We start from the raw sequence: 26993 nt of genomic DNA on the forward strand, positions 1-26993 counted from the left end.
AGAGGCGGATATGGTAACATATCGGCGAATCTGGGTGGTACCACGAGAGTTCAATCTCGTCCCTGAGACTATTGTCTTGGGGATGGGATTTTTTGGTTTTTCCGGGGCTGTGACTACACGCTTTGGAATTGCCTGAATAGTGTTAATTAACGAGTCAATTTCATAATACGTCTTTAGTGAGTTATGAGATGGGTTCACAGAGAAGAATCACTCAAACCGAAAGGAAATGATGATTGAATGTCAGCAAAATTGAAAGTCGGTATCGTCGGAGGAACGGGAATGGTAGGTCAGCGTTTTGTGGACCTGCTCGATCAACATCCATGGTTTGAAGTAACAGCTATTTCTGCAAGCGCCAATTCGGCAGGTAAAACATATGAAGAATCCGTACAAGGCAGATGGAAACTCGCAGTTCCTATTCCGGAAGCTGTGAAGAAAATCGTTGTCCAAGATGCTTCCCAGGTAGAGGCTTTTGCCAGCCAGGTTGATTTTATTTTCTGCGCCGTTGATATGAAAAAGAACGAAATTCAAGCGCTCGAAGAGGCTTATGCGAAGACTGGCACACCTGTCGTGTCCAACAACTCGGCTCACCGCTGGACGGCTGATGTACCTATGGTAATCCCTGAGATTAACCCGGGACATCTGGATGTCATTGAAGCACAGAGAAAACGTCTGGGTACCAAAACCGGATTCATTGCCGTAAAACCAAATTGCTCGATTCAGAGCTATGTGCCAGCACTGCATGCCTTGCGTGAGTTCAACCCGACTCAGGTTGTCGCTTCCACGTATCAAGCAATCTCCGGAGCAGGTAAAAACTTTACCGACTGGCCTGATATGCTCGATAATGTCATTCCATACATCGGTGGTGAAGAAGAGAAGAGTGAGCAGGAACCACTGCGGATCTGGGGTAGTATCGAAAATAATCAGATTGTCAAAGCATCTGCTCCATTAATTACAACCCAATGTATTCGTGTACCGGTAACGGATGGGCATCTGGCTACAGTGTTTGTCAACTTCGAGAAAAAACCAAGCAAAGACGAAATTCTGGAGCAGTGGTTGCAGTTCAAAGGTCGCCCGCAGGAACTGGCTTTGCCAAGCGCACCAACACAATTCATTACGTATTTTGAAGAAGAGAACAGACCACAGACGAAACTGGATCGTGACATCGAACGTGGAATGGGTGTCTCCACAGGCCGACTTCGCGAAGATTCACTCTATGATTACAAATTCGTGGGATTGTCGCACAACACGCTCCGCGGTGCGGCAGGTGGTGCGGTTCTGATCGCAGAACTGCTTAAAGCTGAAGGATATATTCAGCCGAAATAAGCTCGAAAGCATCATGAGCAGCAATAGATTTCTGAACAGAATAATTATATGAAAACCATCACTCGTTGATGGTTTTTTTTGTATTGTGGGGACCGAAATGGTGAGTAGTTGATACACGGAGCAGAAGTGTATAAGGATTACTACGGCGAAAAACGCCGACGTGATTGTCGACGTTTTATACTTGATGAAAGGGAAGGGAAGCCCCTTTTAAATATACATAATGTAAGAAGAAGCCTTTATTGTTAGAACAAACGTGCACGACTTTAAGTTTAAGATACTATGCTAGTTTTCTGCTTTATGGCAGCTGCTGGGCATTGACCCGAAGCTTCGGCTTCAGGAATACTGCGACTCTTTAGCCGAGAAGCCGGACAACTACCTTCTTCATCGCTGTTGGTTTCCCAATTGACGGGGTTGGTCATATCCGGGATGCGTTGCTCCAAAATGGCCTGATATTGAAGTGCTTTCTCTTCCAAATGGGCAACGCGGCTCTTGGCTTCTTCAAGCTGGATCAGCGCCGCTTCCTTGTACTCCATCATAAGTGCGAATCGCTGTGCAACGGTTGAATCCCCTTCGAGGCAGAGATCGACGTATGTCTTGATGTTTTCAATCGGTAAACCTGTCTGCTTGAGGCATTTGACGCCATGCAGCCAATTGATTGATTCTTCATCAAACACCCGAATGTTATTTTTATTGCGTTGAATGCTTGGGACCAAGCCTTTATCCGTGTAAAAGCGAACAGCATGCTCTGTGAGTCCTGTAAGCTGGGCAGCATCCTGGACAGTATACATATGTACTCCTCCTTCTAAAAAAATATTGGAGACCGCTTGACTTCGTGTAAGACGAAGGAGCTAGGGTTATTGTAACGCAAGACGGCCGGAAGTGGAATCCCCGCTTAGTTGCTGAATTCCAGGCATACGTGACCACTTGCGATTCACACTTGAACCGAGGAGGAATTGAATATGCAAACTGTAACCTTGAACAATGGAGTGAAAATGCCGATCATTGGCTTCGGTGTCTACCAGGTTCCCGATGCTGATGAATGCGAGAACACGGTATATGAGGCGTTGAAGGCCGGTTACCGCCTAATTGATACCGCTGCCGGTTACCTAAACGAAGAAGCGGTTGGACGCGCAATTAAACGCAGTGGCATAGCGCGGGAAGAACTTTTCATCACGACCAAGCTTTGGATTCAGGATGCCGGATACGAAAGTGCCAAGCTGGCGTTTTCCAAATCGTTAAATAAGCTGCAGCTCGATTATCTGGATATGTACCTTATTCACATGCCGTTTGGCGACTATTACGGCGCGTGGCGTGCGATGGAAGAACTGTACCGCGAAGGCAAGATCAAGGCAATCGGTGTCAGCAACTTCCTTCCAGACCGTCTGATGGACATCATCGTTCATAACGAAATTGTGCCTGTCATCAATCAGATCGAAACACATCCGTTTCAACAGCAGGTCGACAGTGCTGCTTTCATGAAAGAACAGGGGATACAGCACCAGTCATGGTCACCGTTTGCTGAAGGACGCAACAATTTGTTTAGCAACGAATTGCTGGCCTCCATTGCCGAGAAACATAACAAATCCGTCGCCCAGGTTGTGCTCCGCTGGTTGGTGCAACGGGACGTCGTTGTTATTCCAAAATCGGTACGCAAAGAGCGACTCATCGAGAACTTCGACATTTTCGATTTTGTGCTGAGTCCGGAAGAGATCGCATCCATTTCCACACTTGATACCAAGGAGAGTCTATTCATGAAGATTGACAATCCTGAAGTTGCCAAGATGCTGGGCAACATGAAAGTGGATTTGTAAGCCAAAAACGAATTACTAAGTTTACGAAACGAAGCGAAGCGTAGCAATATATAGTAATAATAGCAACCCAATGCAAAACGCCGACAATGATGTCGGCGTTTTTTAAACATTCCAGTATGTTGTTAGGCAGCGGATGTCTTATCCGACTTTTGCAGAAGCTGCGAGCGACGACCGAGCAGATAACCTGTCAGTGAAGCGAGCATCTGTTGAAATACCATGCCAAGCACGACCGGGACAGCAACAGGTGGCGGAAAATAGGAAACAGCCAATACTGCGCCTGCGCTAATATTGCGCATGCCTCCATTGAATACGAGAGCGACCTGATCGGCCTCATTCCAGCCCAACAATCGGGCGATGAAATAACTCAGTGCATAACCGAATGATGCCAGGAAAATAATGATGACCGCAAGACCAGCCAACTTCCAGTTGAAATCAGCCAAGTAAGGCGCAACGACGGATCCGTTAATCGCGACGACTGATGCCATGAACAATTTGGACAACGGATTCAATCTCGGTCCCCAGACCGGGACAATGGCGCCTTTGGTCCACTCATTCAGCAGCATACCGAGCAGGGATGGTACAACAATCATCCAGAACAGACTGCTCATCATAGCTGCCGTATCCAGAGTGACACTGGTGCCGATTAGCAGGGATAACACACCGGGTACAACGAAAGGAGCAAGCATGGTATCAATCAGGATGATGGAGAGCGTAAGTGCGATATTGCCCCGATAGATGCTAACCCAGATGAAACTGCTTATTCCTGTCGGAATCACGGCTGCCAGAACGAGGCCCGTAATGGTGTACGCATCTGTAGGAAAGACCAGATGACCCATGCCCAGAGCAATGAGTGGCATTGCCAAATGCAATATGAACAGACATACAAACAGGGGGAACGGCTTCTTCAGCACGTTCACGAAATCCCGTATCCCCAGACTGATGCTTCCAGCGAACGTCATGAACGCAAAGAGCCAAGGGGATAAAAAGGTATAAGAAGAAAGAAAACTCCCGCATAACACGCCAATAATAATGCTGATTGGGGTAATCAGTGGCATGATGCGGTTCAAGCGTTGGTTTAAGGCTTGAAGCATAATCATGACATCCCTTTACCGTGTGATTCTACTATTATACATGCTAATAACGCTGGCTGCAGACCCATTTGCAATGAAGCAGTCCAAACAGGTATCATGGACTTGGAACAAGGATTCCGATGAGGAGAAGGGGAGATGATCATGTTCATAAGAAAAAGAAAGCACACGTTAATGATGACAGGCCTTATTGCATCAAGTATTCTGCTGATTTCAGCCTGTTCTGTCGTGGAACAAGCCAATCAAAGTCTAAATTATGTGAGTGGGGCTACTGATTATATAGAACAGGTATCGAACGCCGGGGCTGATCTGCAAGAGCTCGCATCGAGTGCGGTGAATAATCCGGAGATAACGACTCAGATTCAGGAGAAAATTGATCTGATCCAAGCAGAAGCGAGCGAATTTTCTCAGCTGACGGCACCAGCGATAGGAGAAAGCATTCATGAGAATCTGGTCAGCTATAATACGCAATTAACCGAAGTGGTAGGCAATTTCGAGAATACGATTGCAGAGCAAGGTTTTACGGCAGAAAATTGGGAGAAGACAGGGATTCCTGAACTGATTACCAACATTAATAACCTGAGAGATCCGCTAAGCGGGCTTCAGGGTGAATAGTTTGTAATCTTAAACTTTAAAAGGGCGGGATGTCGGAATGACTGAATTACCGATATCCCGTCTTTTTTATTTTCGGAGAACGTATGCATATTTAAATATCACAGGAGCTAGACTATATCAAGTAATCATGAGATGCATATGACATTTATCTCATATTCATGTGAAGATGATCTATGATTTGACAAGGTTGTGAGGATAGGCGTATGATAAGTATGTAAGTTAATAAAATATAGTTACTTACTATAAGTTTATACCGTAACAAAATATATCCCCTAAAGGAGAACTGCGTCATGACTGAACATAATGGAAAAGTAATCATTATTACAGGTGGAGCTAGTGGTATTGGTAAAGAGACAGCACTTCAACTTTCGAATCAAGGTGCGACTATTGTTGTCGCTGACTATAATGAAGACGGTGCGAAGAAGCTTGCCGCAGAGATTGAAGCAGCAGGTGGAACAGCAGGCGCGTACAAAGTGGATGTATCCAAAGGGGACGAGATCAAAGCCCTGATTGATTGGACCGTAGAGAAATTCGGAACACTGAATGGTATTTTCAATAACGCAGGGATTGGACTTGTGAAGCCATTTCTGGAGATGGACCCGGAATCCTATCACAGAGTCATTGACGTAGACCAGCATAGTGCATACTACGGCATGTATTATGGTGCGAAAAAGATGGTTGAATTGAATGTACAAGGTACCATTGTTAATACGGCTTCGATCTATGGAAGTGTTGCAGCAGTGGGCAGCTTCAACTACAATGCAGCCAAGGCTGCTGTTGTCATGATGTCCAAATCCGGTGCACTGGAACTGGCTGAGCATGGAATTCGCGTGGTTGGAGTAGCACCTGGTTTTATCGAAACACCGATTCTGGGTGATGACCAAGCCATGAAGGATGCGCTTGCTACCCAACATATGCGTGGAGAGCTCATTCAACCGGAAAAAGTAGCCAGTGTGGTTACATTCCTGTTCAGTGAAGCAGCAAGTGCAGTGAACGGTACAACTATCGCAGTGGATGATGGCTTCCTCAGCTTCAAAACCAAATAAGCAAGGTTTACAAAGAAACTCATTTGCAAAAAAACAAAAAAAAGCGGTGCAGAACGATTTATTCGTTTTGCACCGTTTTTGTATTTTTATTATAGAGTAAACCTGTCATATGTTATAAATTAGTTTGTCGAATTATCCCGAAAATTCAGAGATCGTGATACAATTAGCAAGGTTGAATCTTTTTATCATTTTGTGGTGTGTCATACACAATTCGAACACCAAGAGAGCCATAGCTCTCTTCTTTGTAATGACATTGAGAACATATTTTTGTCGAGCATAATGCATCGTTGTGAACTTGTAATTTTTCGTTGCATAGTGGACATTTATTTTCAAAAAGAGCCTTCAACACGTTAAACATGCTTAATCACTCATTTCGGATTAATTTACTTGGTTTTTATTATAACGGATAATATTCGCTGTGTATACCAGTTTTAAGCTGAATCGAAATGAGATCTATATAGCAAGAAAGGAAGCGCATAACCGATGGATCTTCTGCTTTTTGTCATCATGTTCATACTGGGTCTGATCGGTTCATTCTTCTCCGGTTTGTTGGGTATCGGTGGTGCCATTATCAATTATCCGCTACTGTTATATGTTCCATCCCTCATGGGACTAGAGCCGTTCTCAGCACATCAGGTATCTTCGATCAGTATGTTTCAAGTATTCTTTGCTTCACTTGCTGGTGTGATTGCATTCCGCAGAAAAGTACGAACGGGTAGAAGTGGTGGGACTATCGTTCACCGCGGATTGGTGCTGTACATGGGCTCCAGCATTCTTGCTGGCAGTCTGATCGGGGGCTTCATATCCGGTTATCTGGACGGTAGGGTTATTAATCTGATCTATGGCATTCTGGCTATCATTGCGATTGTTCTCATGCTGATTCCCGGAAAGGGAAAGGTTGAGACATCAGATCCGCTGGTGTATAACCGATGGATTGCGGCAGGTACTGCTTTTACAGTAGGCATTGTCTCTGGAATTGTTGGTGCGGGCGGTGCCTTTATTCTCATTCCCATCATGCTGACGATTCTCAACATTCCAGTACGGACGACGATTGCTTCTTCGCTGGCGATTGTATTTATCTCCGCCATTGGCGGGGTTGTAGGGAAGATTACGGGTGGAGACATTCCGCTGGAACCCATCATTTATACGGTAATCGGAAGTCTGTTGGGGGCATCCTTTGGTTCACGGGTTAGTTCGATGATCAATGTGAGCGTACTTCGGTATGCATTAATTGTACTTATTGCCGTCACAGCGGTCAAAGTCTGGTCCTCCATTTTGTAAATCAAGTGCGTTGGCATGAACAATGACTATTTCGTAACCAAACGGTTCGATCGCCGTATAAAGGTTATGAACATGAGCTGACGTGATGGATACACCACCCGAATGAGTTCAGTTTTCGTCCATGGAGCACCTCACACTCCTTTCATGGATACATGTTTAACATTAATAGAAGTTGAGGTATCCACCCTATGAATAACGTACTTATAGATCAGGCTGATGCAGGATATCGGCTAGCTGAGCAGAAAGCATCGCAGTATTTTACTTCTCTTAGGCAGCAACTTATGAATAATTCGTATACAACTGCACTCACCCAAGATATTCATGAATGGCAAAAAAAACATATTCATCGTTTTGCCTGGCTTTCTCTTTTATCACCAAGCAAAAGAAAACCGGATTCCCGGGATATTCATAGATATATTCATTGGCTGAATGCGACAGGAAAACTGGATGATTACCTGGATCGGAGTATCTCCTATATTTATATGCGGGATCTGGGGCAAGCCCTTGATTCTGCAGATACGCAGGTCCGAATTCAGCACGTTGTCCAGAATACTAAAAAATATTTTATGCGCTCTGCTACCGAACGCAAAGGACAGCCTGATTATATCAGTCTGGCTGCATTGTACCGATGGGGACAGAAGGAACACATTGAATCGGCTGTCATCTGGGTGATGAACAAATTAAAGAACGTAGCATCCAACATCCCGAAAGAGCTGGATGCAGAGCAGGCGCAGCGGAAGCTCATCAAGATCATTCTCGGTGTGGTCCTTCATGTGGACGATGAGATGAACGAGCAGACACCCCCTGAAGAACGGACGCGGAGATTTGATGCGGCAATCAGACTCGGTTATTCGTACGGTTTGACGTACCCATTTGTAGATGACCTGTTGGATTCTCAGGCCTTGACTGTTCAGGAAAAAGAACAATATTCCCTGATGATACGTGATGCACTTCTTACCGGAGTCGTACCCGATCTGGGAGAGTGGAAAGGCAGCAATCTGGAAGTGATTAGATATGTTCATTCCGAGCTTCGGGAAGCATTTGAGTATATTAAGAACTATCAACGTCCGGAGACTCAGCGCACATTCCTCGAACAATCCTATGTGTTCTTTCAGTCTCAGGAGATCGATCGCAACAAGAAATTATCCAATGCGAATTATACGAATGAAGAATTGTACATTCCGATTATTATCAAGTCATCTTCCTCCCGCTTAATCGTTCGATCTGTTCTCAGTGCTCAGGAGGATGAAGGATTCGATCTGCGGACGTTCTATTACGGAATATACAATCAGCTTGCAGATGATTTTGCCGATATGTTTGACGATATGGAAGAAGGCGCAGTAACTCCGTATACGTACTATTTGAAGTATCGCGACCTGCGCCCCGACTTGATTAATCCCTATGAATTGTACTGGGCAGTCATCTCGCATCTGATCCATGATGTATATAACTCGGACGCCAAGACCCGTGAGGTTATACTGGATCGTGCCATTAACGGTCTGAAGCGTTGTAAAGAGCGTCTGGGCCAGCAGAAATATGATGAAGTGATGATGATTTTTGCTTCCGGACAGCCCGAATTCAATCGATTGGTTCAACAGATGGTACGCAAAGCAGATGATGTCGATTTCCTCGATAAATTGTTACGGGATCAGGTCGTACTTCAATTGAAGAATGACAAGCAGGAGAAAGAGGAGTTCCGGCAGACCATTCGAACAGTTCGCGAACAGATTAATGTGGAGTTACAGATAACCAAGCCCGGTGGACTTCCCGAGATGAAAGAAACGCTGATCGATGCAGCCAATTACAGCTTGCAGGGAGATGGAAAAAGGCTACGCCCCATATTGACGTGGGTTATGGGTGTGCACGAGTATGGTTTACCTGAATCCTCCATCGTTCCACTGCTTAGGTCGCTGGAGTACATGCATACTGCTTCCCTGATCTTTGATGATCTGCCCACCCAAGATAATGCTTCGACAAGGCGTGGTCGCTCCACGCTGCATCAGGTACACAATAGCGCCACAGCAGAGCTCACGGGTCTGTTTCTCATTCAGAAGGCAATTGGTGAGCAGTCATCATTGGATCACTTCGATGCGGCGACTGTGCTCACACTGATTCAATATTCAGCTGAAAAAGCAGAGGATATGTGTATGGGGCAGGCGATGGATCTGAACTCCAAAGGCAAAGCTTTGACGCTGGAGCAGTTAAACATGATCTGTTTTTACAAAACAGGCATTGCCTTTGAGGCTGCCCTTGTGATGCCAGCCATTCTGGCTCAAGTAAAGGATCCGGAGATTGCAATCCTGAAGAAATTCGCGTATCATGCGGGGATCGCCTTTCAGATCAAGGACGATTTGCTGGATTATGAGGGCGATCACCTTATCCTTGGTAAACCGGCAGGTCAGGATGAGCGGAACAATAATTCAACCTTTGTGTCCATTCTTGGTGATGAAGGTGCAAAGAAAGCGATGTGGGAGCATTATTGCCAAGCCACAGACGCGTTGAGCGAGATGCCAAAACCTATTCCTTTTTTGAGACACCTACTGGATTATCTCGTTGGGCGGGAGCGCTGACATATTTTTCTCGCGATTCCGCGCTGCATATGACTTATAATGATATATAGCGACAAAGGTCGGGATTCCATTTGAATGGATTCCAGGCCTTGTTTGGTTTCATAGACACCAAACTTTTGAAAAGATATGTTTCGACGCCTGAATTTTTGGGTACTAAGCTGGTATTATGATTTTAAAACGGGCCGATCCTTTGTGGAACAACTTCCTTCCAATTAAAATTAACTTTCGACTATTTATAACATGAGTGATACGCCAAAAGGAGAGTTTACAATGCAGGTTCAAAAGGTTGACCATCACGAATTGTTCGAGCAGATCTACAACCAAGCACCTATTGGAATTGCACTCGTTGCTCCGACAGGAGAATGGAGAAAAGTGAACCCCGCATTTTGCTGTATGTTGGGTTTTACGTATGAGGAAATAACAAAGCTCACCTACCAGGATATTACGCATCCGGATGATTCACCACAAGATGTGATTTATAACTGCGAGCTATTCGAAGGTAAATCTAAAGAGTATCAATATGAAAAGCGTTATATCCATAAAAATGGTGACATCTTATGGACTTCATTGCATGTTTCATTAGTGCGTAATGAAATTACGGATGAACCTCTTTACTTCATTTGCCATATTGTTGATATTACTGACCGCAAACTGTCTGAACAAAAACTTCTGCATAGTGAAGAGATGTTCAAACTTATTACAGATCATGCTCAGGAGATCATCTATATTGCTGACCAGGAGGGCGTTTGTCGATTCTGCTCTCCCTCAGTCCAACGTTTATTGGGTTATTCGACAGAAGAAGTAATTGGTCAAAATAATGATGCATATTTTCACCCACAAGATCTGGAACGGATCTCACAGATGGACTTGACTAAAGGCAATCTGTTGGATATTAGGGTCCGTCATAAAGATGGGCATTATCTGTGGTTTGAAACCACATACAAGGTCTTTGGTGATGCAGAGCATGGACAGCAGATTCTTTCGATTGGACGAGATGTATCCGAACGAAAAAAACACAAGGACATCAGTGCAGAGGCTGAACGCATCGCTTTAATTGGCAGTTGGGAGTGGGATATGGTCAAAGACCAGATCGCGCTTTCCGATCAGATCTTTGAGATTTTTGAACTTGAACGCACCCGCAAATCATATTGTGCAAGTGATGTTTTTAAAGTTATGAATGCTGCGGACATAGCCTCTCTACAAGAACAAATGGAATGGGTGAAACAAGGAAAACCGCTTGATTTTGAATACAAGCACAGTAGCTCTGATGGAAGTGAGAAGTATCTTCACTTACGCGGGCTGATCACGCTCGATGAATATCAGCAGCCAGTTCAGCTGAACGGAACCTTACAGGACATCACTGAGCGCAAACGCATTGAATTCAAATTGCAGGAATCTGTGGAGCGATACACCTCACTTAAGAAATATAATCATGATGCCATTATCTCGTTTAACATGGATGGTAATATTATGAATGCCAACCCAGTAGCGGTGAAAATGACGGGCTGTCCCGTGGTCGAAATGATGGGCACAAGCATAAGCAGATTCATCGGAGCTAGTAATCTGGGTCTGATCCTGCGGAGTGATTATGAGATGGCTGAACAGGAAATTAATGCTGTTCGTCATACAGATGGAACCGAGACAGAAGTCTTGGCTACGCTTGCTCCGATCATTATTAATAACTCCAATGTCGGGTTCTACTTGATTGCAAAGGATATTACGGAGCAGAAAAAACTGCTTGTGGCCAAAGAGACAGCTGAGAGAATGAATAAGGCCAAAAGTGAGTTTCTTGCGATGATGAGTCATGAAATTCGTACACCGATGAACGGTGTAATTGGGATGACGGATTTGCTTCTGGATACCCCTGGTCTTAGCGGGGAACAGAAGGAATATATCGAAATCATCCAGAAGAGCGGAGATTCCTTACTGGCCATCATTAATGATATCCTTGATTTTTCCAAAATTGAGTCAGGCAAAACCGATCTGGTAGATGATCCTTTTGATCTCGCAGAAATCGTGACAGAGACCGTGCAAATCGTAAAACCACTGGCTCGCGAAAAGAAATTGGATGTTCGTATGTGCGTAGATGACGCCATTCCGACTCCTGTGTATGGTGATGCTTACCGTCTTAAACAGGTACTTACCAATATCATTGGCAACGCGGTTAAGTTCACTTCAGAGGGCGGCGTTGAAATTGACGTTGGCATTAAGGAGAAGTGTGGCAATACCGTACAACTTTATTTTAAGGTGAAGGATTCGGGGATTGGGATTCCGGTTGAGAGGAAACAACAGTTATTTGAGCCATTCTACCAACTGGAGAATTTCATGACCCGTAAACCTCAGGGCACGGGCCTTGGCCTTGCCATTAGCAAAAAATTGGTGGAACTCATGCAGGGAGATATCTGGATCGAGGAATCGGATGAGCCGGGTACAATATTTGTATTTACTGCTCGCTTTAAATTAACCAACGGTGAAGAGGGCAGCAGGTTAGATCAACAACAGAAAAAGAGCAGAACCTCCGCCTTGCGAATCTTAATTGCGGAAGACAATGAAGTGAATCAACTCGTTCTTAGCAGGATAATCGAGAAAAAAGGACATGTTGTGGATCATGTCGTGGACGGTGTGGAGGCGGTTGAGGCGGTCAAATACAATGCATACGATATTGTCTTCATGGATGTGCATATGCCAAGGCTGGATGGATTCGAAGCGACAAAAATGATTAAAGAATTGAAGTCCTCTGAGGATTGTCCATATATTATTGCGGTGACTGCAAATGCCGTAAGAGGAGATATGGAAAACTGCTTGAATGCAGGCATGGATGCGTATGTCAGCAAACCAATTAAGATCGAATCCATTATGCAAGCATTAGAGACCTATTACATGAAGTGTAATCTCTGAAAGGACTAACACTTGATCGGCAAGAGAGCCGCTAGCTTATCATTGATAAGTTAGCGGCTCTTTGTTTTTGACTTCACTCATGAAAGGATGCCTATGGATTTTTGATCCACAGTTTGGAGATGTCCATATATCCGAATTCCGCAGTCTGCATGCCGAAGATGCTCTGATCCAACTCAGCTTGCTTGTTCATATGACAGCCATGCAAGATCCAACAGTGATCACGTAGTAAAGCTTCCGCTTCATCCAAGAGTGCCGTACGGTCTGCCCGATGGAGCTGGGCGAAATGATCCAGTTTGTCATCCAACAGGGATTGGAAAGCAGGGGACATGCACATATGAAAATGATTAGACAGGTTCTTGAAGAAATGAATCATGCCGTATTGCCAGTCTTCCTCCAGGATCTCTTCAGCCAAGATCAATTGCGCGTTCGTAGTTTCCTCTGAGTTGAAATAATCTACCACAGCCTGCATGCTAATGTTCAGACCGATGGACTGCGCACGATACTGGAACCACTCCGCAACGTCTACATCCTTATTATGTTTATACGATAATGTTATGGATTCGCCTTGGTATCCACAGCGATAGAGTAATTCACGAGCATGCTCAAGAGAGGCAACGCTCCAATCTTGGGCTGCACTATTCCAGGGCAGGAAGCTGCTGGCTGGTGTGATCCGATTCCCACCGAGATCCTGGACAAGCGCAACCGAATCATAGACGATACGCAGGGCTTGTCGAAATAGGGGATGATGATGGATGCCTTCCTTGTGAAAATTGAACAGCATATACTGGGAACCCAGCGCAGGATAATTGATGCTATTCGTTTGATCACAACCGGTTGCCAGACTCAATCGATCTGTGCCCGGTAGCTCATAGTAGCGATCCTTCGGACTCAGGTCTGGCACAAACCAGAAATGCACTTGATCCAGATGAGGCCGGATGCCGTAGTATGCATCATAAGCGGCAAGCTCCAGCACATCTTCATTCTGTTCTGTAATCTGAAAAGGGCCAGTCCCAATCAAGGTATTGGCTACATTGTAATCGTAGGGCAGGATCGTCATCCGAATGCAACTGAACAGATGCAAGAAAAACCGATTAGGTCGACGAAGAACAAACTTGATGCAGTAATCACCGGCTACTTCCGCACGTTCGATATCCCGATAAAACCAGATAGAGGGACTATTCACATCAAACAATCGTTGCAACGTCGCCTGTACATCCCGTGACGTCATAGCTCGGCCGTTGTGGAAACGTACACCTTTTCGGAGATAGAAGGTCCATAAGCGATGGTCCTCGCTGCACTCCCACATGTGAGCCAGAGCTGGCAGGAATGATTCCGTCCTGGCATCATAAGTGATCAATGTACTACAGACTTGGCTCAGCAAATAGGTTTCAAATGCAGTATAGACAAAAGCGGGGTCCAGATCGCCCAACTGGCGTGACCTCATGATACGTAGGGTATCCTGACCTGAAGCCGTTTCATTGTGGCCGTGAAATCCCATCTGTTGATGGAGGGAGAGCATGAGTTGTTCTCGCAGTGCATCATCCATCTGCACGTTTCCGATGAGTTCAATCGCTTCTTTCATTTTGCCTTTACCCAGAAGTTCCGTAAAACTCGCTTCCAGCGCCTCATTCAAGCTACGCAGCATCGTTAGCTCCGAATGATGTCCACGACCACGTCCCGGTTGCCAATGGATGAAGCCCTGTTCCTCCAATTTTCTGAGAATGAACTTCACATTACGAGGGGTACAGCACAAGGTGGCGGATAGGCTGTCAATCGTCACCGCTACAGGTTCATGAAGTTTGAAAGAAAGTTGTTCGGCCCCGGCGAGCCTTACAAAGTGCGTATGTATGGTATCCATGGTCACGACTCCTCTATTAAAGGTGAAAAGTGTGATCATATGTTTACACTTTTATTTCCCCCTTTTATCCTTACAATTATACATTAGTGAAGGTTGTTCAAAAAGTCCGTTTTTGAAGCATCTAGAAGGAATAGGAGAAGTTCGCATGAAGCAATATTTAAGGCAAATTCACCCCTTGGCATGGACGATCATTGTTGGTACCATGTTTGGACGTCTTGTGACGTCAATGAGTATTCCGTTTCTATCCATCTATCTGACACGTGTACTGGAGGCGACCCCAACACAGACCGGTATTACCGTTGCGGTCAGCTCGCTGGCAGGTGTGATGGTCAGTTTTTACGGAGGTTATATCTCGGACCGGATCGGTCGCAAAATCGTGATGTTAATCTCGGTATTTAGCTGGGCAGGTGTATTTTTCATTTTCTCAGCGGCAGAGCATCTATGGGTGTTCTTTGTGGCCAATACATTAAACGGGTTATGCCGTGCTGTATTTGAACCAACCTCGAGAGCACTATTATCGGATATTACTTCTCCGCAGAACAAATTGCTGGTATTCAACCTTAGATATGCTGCGATTAATCTTGGTGTAGTATTTGGGCCAATTATCGGCTTTCAACTGGGGTCATCTGAATCGACGTTTCCATTTGTAATTTCAGGTATGGTATACATAGCCTATGGACTTGTGTTATTTCTGCAATTCAAGCTACAGCATGCCAATCTGCCCGAGCGTCACCAGACTACTGCACCACGTTTGCGTGAAGCACTGATGACCACCGGTCGCGACCGGGTATTTCTCCCGGTGTTGATTGGTACCACATTTTGTGTGCTGGGTTACGGACATTTCAGTTCTACGTTGGCACAGTACTTGGCGAGGAGTCCGATCTTTGAGAATGGAAGTCAGATGTTCTCCTACATGCTCTCCCTGAACGCCGTGACTGTACTGATTATTCAGTATCCACTAGTACGAACTTTCCGAAACCTTCCGCCTCTGGTGCCCCTGATTGTGGGTAACCTGCTGGTTGCAACCAGCCTGATGATGGTCGGAATCGCTGAAGGTGTACTCATGATGATGATGAGTGTCATACTATTTACAATTGGGGAAGTGCTGTTGTTCACGATGATGGATATGCTCATTGACCGGATTGCGAAGCCTGAATGGAAAGGAACGTATTTCGGGACGATCGGCTTCAATAATATCGGTAGTGTCATTGCTCCTGTCATGGGCGGGTTGCTGTTAAGTCAATTTGGAGCGGAGAATGGACTCGCTGTATTTGTACCGATTGCGCTGACGACTGCACTCGGAGTACCTTTTCTTCTGATAGCACATAGGCGTCTTGTCGCCAGAGAGAAAGAAACAGAACCTACATCATTGCGTATGTAGGGGAACGTAGAAGTTTAATGACATGAATTAAATAACAATTTAGTTAAAATTATCTTGACGGATGTTAATTCAGCGAATACAATAAACAACAAATATGTGAAACGGGTGGGATGATGATTATGTTTATGCCGAACCAGATTTCGAATGGATAACTGAATACGCATGAGCATAGTGACATTTGCAATGATCGCGTTGGGACAGTCATGTTTGTGCACTCCTGTCGTGGACGCTCATCATTATTGCGATGCAAAGGAGAATTGGAGAAATGCGGTGCATTTCATCCGATCTCTTTTGGTTACAAGCTGTAGATGAACATTAGTTCATCTATGGCTTTTTTGCATGCATTCCACCAATCTGTTCACATGGAAAGGAGCATTTGGAGCGTCGTTTTATAAGAAACTAACCTGTTAAAAAGGAGAATGTACAATGGTCAACTTACGTTCTACATATCAATTATGGGCGGGAAATGCCGATTTTAATGTCATTATGTATGACTCATCCTAGTGATCGCAAATTTACTGTCGTTAAGATCATCAACAAATATGAATAGGCAAGAACAATTAAATAAACCGATAAAGAGGTGGGACCTGTGCCCAAAACAGAAAAACGCTCGATGTCATGGCTGCTGCGCTATCTGAAGCCCGTTAAAGGACGGCTCGCCGTACTTTTGATCATGTTGCTGACTTCAACGGGACTTCAGCTTTTGAATCCACAGATTATCAAACGATTTATTGATACAGCGGCAAATGGGGGAGTCCTCACCAACCTCATCCAGCTCGCAGGACTATTCCTGGTAGTCGCTGTGATTAATCAACTCATCACGGTAGCAGTCAGTTATCTGGGAAACGACGTGGCCTGGCGGGCTACGAATCAACTGCGCGGAGATTTGCTGAAGCACTGCCTGCGTCTTGATATGCGTTTTCATAATGTGAAAACACCTGGAGAGATGATTGAACGTGTGGATGGTGACGTAACGAGTATCTCCAATTTTTTCGCGATGTTCATTGTACAAGTGATCGGGAGTTTTGTGCTGCTGGCCGGAATTCTCGGGTTCATGTTCAGCGTCAACGTGCCCATTGCTTTGGTCATGACCGTGTTTACCTTGTTATCGATTCTGTTCATGGTCTTCATCCGAAATCTGGGAGTGGATTCTTCCAAAAATGAGCGGGCGGCCAGTGCTACCTTGTTCGGATTAATTGAAGAACGAATTGCCGGGATTGAGGATGTGCAAGCGAATGGTCATGTGCCTTATGTGATGAACCGCTTTTACCGCACGATGCGCACCGTATTCCGTAAGGGGAGAAAAGCCTGGCTGCTTCGGGTTATTCCCTGGAATACCACAGTAGTTTTGTTCGCTCTGGCAGTAACTGCAGTGCTTTTGCTGGGTGTGCATTACTATATGGAAGGTCTAATTAGTATCGGAACATTATTTTTGATCTACCAATATACACAGATGCTGAATGATCCAATTGAAATGCTTGGAGATTAGGTGCAAGAGTTCCAAAAAGCAAAATCCGGTATGCTTCGCTCCAGAGAGCTGTTGTCCATGCAGAGTGTAATTGAAGAGGGCACAGAAGAGCAATTGCCTGAAGGACCACTTGGCCTGGAGTTCAGTCAGGTTCACTTCAGTTATAACCAGGATAAACCTGTATTACAGGACATTAATTTTGCAATTAAGCCTGGTGAACGTCTGGGTATTATTGGTCGCACAGGTAGCGGCAAATCAAGTCTAAGTCGTGTTCTTCTCCGCCTGTATAATCTGGATCGTGGTACGATTCGTGTAGGTGGAACAGATATCACGAAGCTTTCTTTACAAGCGCTCTATCACCGCGTGGGCATGGTGACACAGGATGTGCAGCTGTTTGATGGCACGTTGCGTGATAATCTTACTCTATTCAATGGGGATGTCTCGGATCATATGATCAAGGAGACCACGGACCGACTTGGACTAAGTCAATGGATTGATTCACAGCCCGCAGGACTCGATACGTATCTGGCAGCAGGTGGAGCTTCATTGTCGGCAGGGGAAGCACAGTTATTTGCTCTAACCCGCGTATTCCTGACCGAACCGAGTCTGGTTATTCTGGATGAGCCTTCGTCACGTCTGGATGCCGCTACAGAAGGCATGCTTCAATCTGCGATTGACCAGTTAATGAAACAATCCACCGGAGTTATCATTGCACACCGACTGGCTACGCTGGAAAAAGTAGATCGAATTATGGTGCTTGGAGATGGCAAGGTGCTGGAATTTGGAGCAAGAGAAGAACTTGCCAGTAACCCGGCATCCCATTATGCCAGACTGCTGATTACAGGCCGAGAGGAGGAATTGGCATGACTGTAGCAGGGTTTATAGGCCGTTTGTTTCAATTCAGGCCGTTATTATTTGTGATCAACGGATTGTTATGGTGTATATTTCATTCCTTGCCGTTAGCCATCGGGATCGGGATGCAGTGGTTTTTTGATCGGACGACAGCGGGTTCAAATGACTACATGTGGCTAGCTGTGCCGCTGATCTTTATTGCTCTGGTGCGAATGGCACGAGTGGGCACATTTTTTGTAGCGTTCTATGCGTGGGTTACCTATTTGTACCATATTCAAGCCATTTTACGTACTAATATGCTCGCAGCTATCATGCGCTGGCCGGGGCGTAATCTTCCGGCTTCACCCGGGGAGGCGATGAGTCGGTTTCGAGATGATGTGGATGAAGTCGTCGAGTATGTAGAATCATGGGTGGATTTCTGGGGGCGGCTCGTATTTGCTATCGTTTCCATCATCATCATGGCGAACATTAATTTACAAATTACGTTGGTTGCGGTGCTGCCATTGGTGGTCGTGACTTTACTCAACAATCTGTCCGGGAATCGGGCTCGAAAGTACGCACAGGTTAATCGCGAAGCGACCGGGCGAATTACCAGCTTTATTGCGGAAACGTTTGGAGCCGTTCAAGCCCTGAAACTGGGTCAGGCCGAAGAGAATGTCTCCACGCGATTTAACCAGCTTAATGAAAGTCGTCGCCAAGCTGCACTTCGGGATAATCTGTTCAAACAGTGGATGAGATCATTGAATCAGCATGTTCTAAGTATCTGTACCGGATTGATTCTACTAATGTGTGCTGCTGAGATGAAAGTAGGGAATTTTACTGTCGGTGATTTTGCCTTATTCACCAGTTATCTTGCCAATATCGGATTTAGCATTTCACTGTTTGGTTATATGGTGTTTCAGCACAAAAGGCTCAAGGTATCCTATGATCGTATGCGTAAGCTATTCCGCCCGGGGGAAGAAGACCAGATCATGGATTCGAGGGAAATCTATCTGTATGAAGATCCTCCCGGGCTGGTAAGTGAACAGAGAGATCCCAAGGAGAAATTGCAATCTCTTGAGGTTAAAAATCTAACTTATCAATATCCAAATTCCACAAATGGGATTCAAGAAATCAGTTTCCGTCTGAAACGCGGACAATTTCTTGTCATTACGGGACGGATTGGCTCAGGTAAATCAACGCTCGTACGAACACTTCTAGGACTACTACCCAAGCAAAAAGGGGACATACACTGGAATGGAGAAGCTGTTGATCCAGCGACGTTCCTGATGCCGCCTAGAGCTGCGTATACCCCGCAAGTGCCCAGATTGTTCAGTGATACGCTGAAAGAAAATATCGTTCAGGGCAAGCAGGGGAACATCGAGCAAGCTCTTGAAAAAGCTATTCGTCTGGCTGTGATGGAAAAGGATATCAAGCATCTGGATCAGGGGCTTGAGACCTCGGTTGGTCCAAGAGGGGTCATGCTGTCAGGTGGTCAGATTCAGCGCGCAGCTACAGGACGCATGTTAATGACGGAGGCGGACCTGTTTATCTTTGACGATCTGTCCAGTGCACTGGATGTGGAGACAGAACAACAAGTATGGGAAGGGCTGTTCCAAGAGCCGGATGTCACCTGCATCGCAGTTTCTCATCGCAGGGCAGCACTTTCCAAAGCAGATCACATTATCGTGATGAAAGATGGACGCATTGAAGCCGATGGAAGCTTGGCCGAATTGCTTGCCACCAATGAAGAAATGCAGTTGCTGTGGCAAGGGGAGCAAACCCCCGCGAAAGTCGGGTAGCTTTGAAAATTTAGAAAAGTTAATAAAAAGCAAAAAAAGCCTTATAGACGACTCCTTGAAGAGACGGTCTGTAAGGCTTTTTTATTGTTATAACGAGTGTAACCTTTTATCTCATCATTTGAGCAATCAAGGAATACGCAATGATAACCAGGAAGATAATAGTGATATGGTTAATGGAGAAGATAAACATCCGTTTGGACCATTTCTCTGTTTCTTTCTTATCAAAGGTAGCCACACTAAGAATGAGCCAGGCCAAGCTAACCAGAAATGCCACAATAGCGACAAATGGACTCATCGGCCAGAATAAAAAGCTGGAGATCAATAACAGTACCAGATACACATTCGTCTGAATGTATGTCCGTCTTATGCCTTTAACGACAGGCAGCATGGGAACGCCAGCAGCTTTGTATTCGTCAAAACGACGAATCGCAATCCCGTAGAAGTGAGGCATTTGCCATAAGAGCATCGTAACGACCAATGCCCAGATCTCAAAATGACCCAGTTCCGGTGAAATGGCTGCCCAACCGATTAGCGGAGGCACAGCACCCGAAAGACTTCCCACTTCCGTGTTGTAGATCGTTGTACGTTTGGTCCACATCGTGTAAGGGAACACGTAAAGCAACAGACCCAAAATACCAAATACAGCAGCGGATGGGGAAGCGATGTATAACATGATGCCCCCGATGATGGTAATTGCAATACCGAGAATCAGACCCGACTTGGTATCTACGCGTCCCGTAACGGTAGGACGTTTCTTCGTACGTTCCATGATCGCATCAATATCACGATCATACAGATTGTTAAACACCCCTGCAGCCCCGATAATGAGAGAAGACCCAATAAAGGAAAGGATGATCGGTACAATATTAGCTAAGATTGAAGCATCAAATACATATAAAGCCAAACTTAAACCCGCAAACATGGCGATCAGGTTGGACTTGATGATTCCGATTTTGATCGTATCGAAGAAAACTTTCGGAATCGAGCTATACTCCAGGCTGATATTGGTCTGTGAACCATTGTTCAATGTTTTCAAGAACTCACTTCCTATATCTATACTTATATATTATGTCGCTATTATACCATTCAATACACTATGTGATTTAATTAACGTTTTAGTATTTAAAATAATGTCATTTGATTGTGAACAATTTAAAAACAAGGTTTTTTTTAATTGTTAAATAATTATTTCTGTGTTACAGGAGAAAATCGAAATCCAGGTATAACAGTGATTTGAAGTTTGTTCTGTCATTTTAGTGTAAGTGTAAATAATCTTTTGTTCAACTCACAGGCAGGATTGAAGAAGGTAGTTAAAGATATATGTTGCAAAATGCTCAGGTTTTGTTTATTGTAGATATAAGATATCTTTAATGGTCTTGTTTAAATGTGTTCTCGTCAATCTCCGATATTACTTTCTTAAGAGGAAACGGAGGTTATTTTTAAAGATAAATTAGAGATATTAAATGTCTGGAAAGGGTGAATAATATGAGTAATATGAATCAACTCTTGGATGTACTTATTATTGGTGGAGGACCAGCGGGGCTTAATGCAGCACTTGTACTTGGCAGGGCTCGTAAGAACGTAGTGGTCATAGACGATGAGACGCCGCGAAACTGGGTTACAAGGGAGACTCATGGGTTTGTGACACGAGATGGGGCCAGCCCACGAGAATTCCGCAAAGCAGCCAAAGAACAGATTGCAGCATATCCCTCAGTTCAATTTGCATCCGATACGGCAACGGCGATAACAGGTTGCGATGGTGATTTTCGAATCACAACTGCACAGGGGGCAAGTTATCGTACGAAAAAGATTTTGTTTGCGGTGGGTAAGAAAGATCTGCCCTTGGACATCAACGGGTTAACAGAGGTGTACGGCAAAAGTGCTTTTGTGTGTCCATATTGTGATGGATGGGAACTAAGAGACCAGACGCTGGTCATTATCGTTAATGGTGATAATGCATTACATATGGCAAAAGTCATATCCGGCTGGACAGAAAATTATACGATCTGCACGAATGGATCAGGTTCATTAACCGATGAACAGCGTGAAGAACTGAAGCAGCATCAGGTTACTGTGTTCGATGCACCGGTTCAATCTATAGGCTCAGAAGACGGAATGGTAAAACAAGTTGTCCTGGATGATGGTACAGCAATTCCATGCACGGGTATCTTCTTCCAACCGAAATTGTTTACCGGATCAGAACTGCCGAAGGCCATCGGTTGTGAAATTTCAGAGTTGGGAACGGTTATCGTTGATGCTTCCGGCAAAACATCTGTAGCCGGTGTATACAGTGCTGGTGATGCAGCATCCGAGATATATCAGGCAATCACGGCTGCGTCTCTGGGGGCGTTGTCAGCGGTAGGCATGAATAATGAGTTGAATGTGGAAGCATGGAATGCACAGAACATTCACTAGTATTGGTAAGTAAACAATACAGATCAGGTTTTACAGGGGATTGTTTATGCAATCCCCTGTTTATTGTCACATCAGGTTCATATGGAGTGGTTCTCTCTCTATTAATGAAGCGATGCAAAATGAGCCTATATCTGAAAATAGAAAATATGCTCAAAAATACTGAGATCAGGTATAAGAAAGATGGTGGCGTTTACATTAAAATTTGAAATAAAAAAGATTGACAGTCCTTATCTGAACGAGTTTAATTATATAGACCGATTGTTATAATTATTTGAAGGAAGTGGCTTTCGTTGAGTGAAAAGTCTAATGCTAGAGAGTCCATTGTCAGCACAGCAGCGAGACTGTTTTTTTCACAAGGATATCATGCGACCGGTCTGAATCAGATCATCAAGGAGAGTAGTACGCCGAAAGGGTCGTTGTATCATTATTTCCCGCAAGGCAAGGAAGAACTCGCGCACGAGTGTATTCAAAAAGCCAATGAACATATCCTGCAAAAGTTTGAAGAAACCTTCGCAGCTCATGATAATACGGCAGATGGAATTCAGCGATTCATACACGATATGGCCCATGAAACGGAAGCAGCTGGTTTTACCGGATTCCTTCCATTCAGCTTCTGGGCAGCCGTGGAGACATCCTGCATCAGCCATCAGCTACGCATTGCCTGCCAAGGTGTATTCGCAGGTTGGCAGGATGTTATTACGAAACATCTGATTATGGATGGTATTGGTGAAGAGAAGGCGCGGGAGACATCACTTCTGGTCATTTCCTTGATGGAGGGAGCACTGATTATCAGCCTGACGAATCAGGATAAACAGCCTCTGCTGACGGCTGCTGATTATTTGTCGGTTGTGGCGAAAAATGCCAGACAAATTCAATAAGTTATACCAAGAGAAAAAGAAAGTTTGATACGTTTGAGGAGGATGGGATCGTGGAGGTTTCCATGAAGGCTGATTCTGTACAGAATCAAGAAGAAACACAGCAATACAAGGTATTTCCGATTTTGTTCGCCATGCTGCTGAGCGGCTTTATTGGCCTGTTTGGAGAAACGGCATTAAATGTGGCATTGACGCCACTTATGACTCTACTAGAAGTAGGTCCTACAACGATTCAATGGTTAACCACAGGTTACTTGCTTGTGTTGGGAATCCTGGTACCGGTATCCGGTATGCTGTTGCAATGGTTCACCACAAGACAGCTGTTTACAACATCCTTGATATTCTCGATTGCAGGAACGTTTGTTGCTGCACTTGCACCTAGCTTCGAAATTCTGTTGGTGGCACGGGTATTGCAGGCGATAGGTACAGCGCTATTGTTGCCACTGATGTTTAACACCATATTGGTTATTTTCCCGATTGAAAAACGTGGCGCGGCCATGGGCTTGATTGGATTGGTTATCATGTTTGCACCAGCAAGCGGTCCGAGTATCTCCGGTCTGATTCTGGCTAATCTGAGCTGGCACTGGATCTTCTGGATTTCCTTGCCGTTCTTCCTGATCTCACTGGTATGCGGTTTGCTGTTCTTGCCGAACATTTCAAAATTGACCAAGCCCAAAATTGATGTATTCTCCATCATTTTATCTACAGTGGGCTTTGGCGGTATCGTATATGGCTTCAGTAGCGCAGGAGGACATGGAGAAACTGGCGGTGGCTGGACAAGTCCGGTTGTTATCTCCACTATCGTCATTGGTGCACTGTCCTTGTTGTTATTCAGTATCCGTCAGCTGAGAATGAAACAGCCAATGATGGATCTGCGAGCGTTCAAATATCCGATGTTTACAATTGGCTTGATCCTGATTTTCATCTGTATGATGATGATGTTGTCATCCATGCTGATCCTGCCAATGTATCTGCAACAAGGTATGGCTGTTACAGCGTTAACTGCCGGACTGGTTCTATTGCCGGGTAGTTTGCTGAATGGTTTACTGTCTCCGGTCATGGGCCGACTGTTTGACAAGTTCGGTCCGAAGTGGCTTGTGATTATTGGTCTGGCTGTCGTAACGGTTGTACTCTTCATGTACACTGGAATTACACCAACAACGACACTGGCCAAAATTATTACGCTGCATGTGTTCATGATGGTCGGAATCTCGATGATTATGATGCCTGCACAGACGAATGGTCTGAACCAATTGCCACGTGAGTACTATCCTCACGGTACTGCCATCATGAATACGTTGCAACAGGTTTCCGGAGCGATTGGTACGGCTGTTGCAGTAAGTATACTGAGCGCAGGACAATCCCGCTTCTTGAGCGGAGTGGCGAACCCGGAAAGTCCTGAGAATCAACTGGCAGGTTTCACGTCAGGTGTACAGAATGCGTTTGTATTCGCATTAGTTCTGTCGATTATCGGTCTGATTACTTCACTATTTGTGAAACGGGTCAAAGTAGGATCAACGCCAGGACAACAAGGTCCTATGCATTAATCCATTAACTAACATGAATAACCCGATATAATATAAGAGCGATGGGTTCCTAGTATAGGAGCCCATCGTTTTTTTGTTTTTACATATTGTCTTTTTTTTGGTCTTGACGTGAAACGGGTTACAGCCATTAGAGTAAGAATATAGCCGGACGATGGTGGTTTAAAAGAATGATTTTCAGAGCAAATACTTCATGTTCCGGCAAGATTGTATATGTTCATATTAATATAAAAGGGTAATATAGAATGTATTAGTGCAATTTTTAACCATTTCGAAAACGGTTTATATATTATCTATACTCAAGGAGACAACGTTATGATCATCATTAATCCCATTGGCGATAACATCGAAAAGATGCTGTTGCACTACGAAAAAAATGGCCACCTGACTCTACAGGCTTCGCTTATTAGTAATAGCTCGGTTGTATATAGATTGCAAGATTACTGTCTCAAGGTATATGCTTCACGTGCAAAATTGGATGGAGAAATGGAAAGTGAAGCTCTCCGGTCATTGCAAGGCAATACGCATGCACCCAAATTGTATGCGTATTCACCAGGTGAGTACACGCTGACCGAATGGATTGAAGCATTCAGTCTGAAACAGTACCGCGCGAAGTATGGACACGTTCCTCACCACTTAATATACGATCTATTAACGACGGAACTTCAGCAGATTCATGCTGGATATTGGGACTGGGATGTCATCCGATATGAGAATTTGCTCTGGACGGAGACAGGAGATGTGAAAAGAACGGACTTTTGGTTGTGTGAACCTGTAAGGTCCAGGCGTGAGAGTCTGTATAAGGAAGTAATTCAGAGAATTGAAAACATCTACAATGGGGATCGAGACGAGATGGACGCGATGCAGCAGTACTTTTACCGTCACCAGCTCACGTCAACTGAGATCGAACAAGCCTTCAACGATTTCAGATCCCAGCGACCAAGACTGGCGATAGCACAATAATGTTCATAGTCAAAACCCCAAAGATTGGAGAATCTTTGGGGTTTCTTTCGCAATATAGAGTATCCTACCTTAGCTAAGTGTAAGTTACTTCTTCACCAGGGCCAATATTTCATCGGCTACGAGGTCAGGGCGATATTGATGGATGTAATGATCTGTATCTTTGAGTGTGATTTGCTTGGATTCATCCGACCAGGATTTAAATTCAACTTGAGTTTTGTCCCATTCGGGTTCACTGGCACCGAGGTAATCAGCGGTCAATATGGTGAGGGGAAACGGTAACTTTTGCTTGTGATCTACGACCACTTTGGCATTGGCAGCTATTTCACGTAATTCATCCAACGTGTTAGCATTACCATAGTTGTACAACAGCGCAGTTGTATCCCATTTTTTTAGATCATCGGGTACGAGTTTCAGTTCATTTCGATTGGCATTGGAAGTCTCGACAACCAAGTCAGATTGCATGGAGAGGCGGAATAGTCCAGTTTGAATACGTAACTTGTTTGCAAACCCACCAATTGTATCAGCCAAGGTATCATCGTCATTCGAATAGTATTCGGGGCTTCCGCCATCAATCATGACGATGCCTTTCACGAGATCCGGGTATTTCTGTGCGAAACGGATGGTTTCCAACGAGCCGAGGGAATGACCGACCAGAACATAAGGTGGTTTTTGTCCGGACACCTCTAATAACTCATGCAATTCGTCAGCTAAGGTATCGACATCACGTTTCTTATCGGTACGATCACTATACCCGTATCCAAATCGGTCATATACAGCGAATTTTGTGTTGGGAGCAAGCTTTTCATATAATGGATAATAATCTACATAAGGATTAGCGGTACCCCAGCCGGAGGCAAGTACTACCGTTACATCGCCTTCTCCACCGGTATATAGATGCATATTGTCACCATGTACGTTGTACAGTTTTCCAGGGGGTACGAGTATTTTGGCATCCTGCCTTAAACCCACTTGTTGGTAGATCACGCCAGTACCCAGAAGCAACAGAACTACCGCCAGGTCGAATATCAAAAATTTAACTAATCTTTTGCGCCATTTCTTCATGTTCTCTCACATACTCTCCATGTATTTTCTCTATCATATATGCCCAATCTTATACGAGAGAAAACAGAGTCTTAATTCTATCTTAATTAACCGAAAATTGAATATCAACAGCCAATGAATTAATATAAAGCTACGATATGAATAGTTCTTATCCAAAAGTTG

The 26993-nt window shown here is 44.7% G+C and carries 20 protein-coding genes and 1 other annotated feature (1 of these 21 only partly in view); of the genes, 15 read left to right on the plus strand and 5 right to left on the minus strand.

Going from position 1 to position 26993, the window contains the following annotated elements; genetic code table 11:
- Positions 1 to 67 (plus strand) — a binding site (T-box leader); it begins 209 nt to the left of the window's first position.
- A gap of 170 nt (positions 68 to 237) precedes the next feature.
- Positions 238 to 1323: an aspartate-semialdehyde dehydrogenase gene (asd, locus tag WFI24_RS08330; RefSeq protein WP_336759898.1), complete on the plus strand. Its 1086-nt coding sequence runs from the start codon at positions 238 to 240 to the stop codon at positions 1321 to 1323.
- 269 nt (positions 1324 to 1592) lie between these two features.
- On the opposite strand, the gene WFI24_RS08335 is transcribed toward asd, so the two are convergent.
- Positions 1593 to 2111, minus strand: a complete 519-nt coding sequence (locus WFI24_RS08335; protein ID WP_336759899.1) for a MerR family transcriptional regulator — start codon at positions 2109 to 2111, stop codon at positions 1593 to 1595.
- 171 nt (positions 2112 to 2282) lie between these two features.
- Between WFI24_RS08335 and WFI24_RS08340 the strand changes: the two genes are divergently transcribed.
- Positions 2283 to 3134 carry an aldo/keto reductase gene (locus WFI24_RS08340; RefSeq protein WP_336759900.1) on the plus strand — a complete coding sequence of 284 codons (852 nt, stop codon included), beginning with the start codon at positions 2283 to 2285 and terminating at the stop codon, positions 3132 to 3134.
- A gap of 122 nt (positions 3135 to 3256) precedes the next feature.
- Here the strand turns inward: WFI24_RS08340 and WFI24_RS08345 are convergent, their stop codons facing one another.
- Positions 3257 to 4225: a bile acid:sodium symporter family protein gene (locus WFI24_RS08345; RefSeq protein WP_074094894.1), complete on the minus strand. Its 969-nt coding sequence runs from the start codon at positions 4223 to 4225 to the stop codon at positions 3257 to 3259.
- 141 nt (positions 4226 to 4366) lie between these two features.
- On the opposite strand from WFI24_RS08345, the gene WFI24_RS08350 reads away from it, so the two are divergent.
- From WFI24_RS08350 to WFI24_RS08370, 5 genes are all read left to right on the plus strand, one after another.
- Complete coding sequence (locus WFI24_RS08350) at positions 4367 to 4837, plus strand: DUF6376 family protein (RefSeq protein ID WP_145317808.1); 471 nt, start codon at positions 4367 to 4369, stop codon at positions 4835 to 4837.
- A 290-nt stretch (positions 4838 to 5127) separates the two neighbouring features.
- Positions 5128 to 5883 carry an SDR family NAD(P)-dependent oxidoreductase gene (locus WFI24_RS08355; RefSeq protein WP_336759901.1) on the plus strand — a complete coding sequence of 252 codons (756 nt, stop codon included), beginning with the start codon at positions 5128 to 5130 and terminating at the stop codon, positions 5881 to 5883.
- Positions 5884 to 6366: 483 nt separating this feature from the next.
- Positions 6367 to 7164, plus strand: a complete 798-nt coding sequence (locus WFI24_RS08360) for a sulfite exporter TauE/SafE family protein (protein WP_336759902.1) — start codon at positions 6367 to 6369, stop codon at positions 7162 to 7164.
- Between the two features lie 188 nt (positions 7165 to 7352).
- Positions 7353 to 9734 (plus strand): polyprenyl synthetase family protein, encoded by a 2382-nt coding sequence (locus WFI24_RS08365; protein WP_336759903.1) that lies wholly within the window; start codon positions 7353 to 7355, stop codon positions 9732 to 9734.
- Positions 9735 to 10004: 270 nt separating this feature from the next.
- Positions 10005 to 12632, plus strand: a complete 2628-nt coding sequence (locus WFI24_RS08370; RefSeq protein WP_336759904.1) for a PAS domain S-box protein — start codon at positions 10005 to 10007, stop codon at positions 12630 to 12632.
- A gap of 91 nt (positions 12633 to 12723) precedes the next feature.
- On the opposite strand, the gene WFI24_RS08375 is transcribed toward WFI24_RS08370, so the two are convergent.
- The gene (locus WFI24_RS08375) at positions 12724 to 14490 is read right to left on the minus strand and encodes an ABC transporter substrate-binding protein (RefSeq protein WP_336759905.1); all 1767 of its coding nucleotides are present in this window, start codon (positions 14488 to 14490) and stop codon (positions 12724 to 12726) included.
- Between the two features lie 145 nt (positions 14491 to 14635).
- Between WFI24_RS08375 and WFI24_RS08380 the strand changes: the two genes are divergently transcribed.
- The 4 genes from WFI24_RS08380 to WFI24_RS08395 all read left to right on the plus strand — a co-directional run bounded on the left by WFI24_RS08380 (position 14636) and on the right by WFI24_RS08395 (position 19972).
- Positions 14636 to 15871: an MDR family MFS transporter gene (locus WFI24_RS08380; protein WP_336759906.1), complete on the plus strand. Its 1236-nt coding sequence runs from the start codon at positions 14636 to 14638 to the stop codon at positions 15869 to 15871.
- A gap of 589 nt (positions 15872 to 16460) precedes the next feature.
- A complete protein-coding gene (locus WFI24_RS08385; protein ID WP_336759907.1) occupies positions 16461 to 17360 on the plus strand; it encodes an ABC transporter ATP-binding protein in 900 nt (299 codons plus the stop codon).
- Complete coding sequence (locus WFI24_RS08390) at positions 17361 to 18206, plus strand: ABC transporter ATP-binding protein (RefSeq protein ID WP_336759908.1); 846 nt, start codon at positions 17361 to 17363, stop codon at positions 18204 to 18206.
- Positions 18203 to 19972: an ABC transporter ATP-binding protein gene (locus tag WFI24_RS08395; protein WP_336759909.1), complete on the plus strand. Its 1770-nt coding sequence runs from the start codon at positions 18203 to 18205 to the stop codon at positions 19970 to 19972. Before WFI24_RS08390 ends, WFI24_RS08395 begins: the two co-directional genes overlap by 4 nt.
- A gap of 106 nt (positions 19973 to 20078) precedes the next feature.
- Here WFI24_RS08395 and cyoE read toward each other — a convergent pair whose 3' ends face one another.
- On the minus strand, positions 20079 to 21008 hold the full coding sequence (gene cyoE, locus WFI24_RS08400; protein WP_036608378.1) for a heme o synthase: 930 nt from the start codon (positions 21006 to 21008) through the stop codon (positions 20079 to 20081).
- A 458-nt stretch (positions 21009 to 21466) separates the two neighbouring features.
- On the opposite strand from cyoE, the gene WFI24_RS08405 reads away from it, so the two are divergent.
- The 4 genes from WFI24_RS08405 to WFI24_RS08420 all read left to right on the plus strand — a co-directional run bounded on the left by WFI24_RS08405 (position 21467) and on the right by WFI24_RS08420 (position 25769).
- Positions 21467 to 22387, plus strand: a complete 921-nt coding sequence (locus WFI24_RS08405; RefSeq protein ID WP_336760270.1) for an NAD(P)/FAD-dependent oxidoreductase — start codon at positions 21467 to 21469, stop codon at positions 22385 to 22387.
- A gap of 290 nt (positions 22388 to 22677) precedes the next feature.
- On the plus strand, positions 22678 to 23265 hold the full coding sequence (locus WFI24_RS08410; RefSeq protein WP_169479623.1) for a TetR/AcrR family transcriptional regulator: 588 nt from the start codon (positions 22678 to 22680) through the stop codon (positions 23263 to 23265).
- Between the two features lie 62 nt (positions 23266 to 23327).
- Positions 23328 to 24809, plus strand: coding sequence for a DHA2 family efflux MFS transporter permease subunit (locus tag WFI24_RS08415; protein WP_336760272.1), 1482 nt, complete (start codon positions 23328 to 23330; stop codon positions 24807 to 24809).
- 312 nt (positions 24810 to 25121) lie between these two features.
- Positions 25122 to 25769: a hypothetical protein gene (locus WFI24_RS08420; protein WP_336759910.1), complete on the plus strand. Its 648-nt coding sequence runs from the start codon at positions 25122 to 25124 to the stop codon at positions 25767 to 25769.
- Positions 25770 to 25853: 84 nt separating this feature from the next.
- On the opposite strand, the gene WFI24_RS08425 is transcribed toward WFI24_RS08420, so the two are convergent.
- On the minus strand, positions 25854 to 26831 hold the full coding sequence (locus WFI24_RS08425; protein ID WP_336759911.1) for an alpha/beta hydrolase: 978 nt from the start codon (positions 26829 to 26831) through the stop codon (positions 25854 to 25856).
- Between the last annotated feature and the right edge of the window lie 162 nt (positions 26832 to 26993).

The sequence above is a fragment of the Paenibacillus sp. USHLN196 genome (assembly GCF_037144955.1).
GTDB lineage: Bacteria > Bacillota > Bacilli > Paenibacillales > Paenibacillaceae > Paenibacillus > Paenibacillus xylanexedens_C.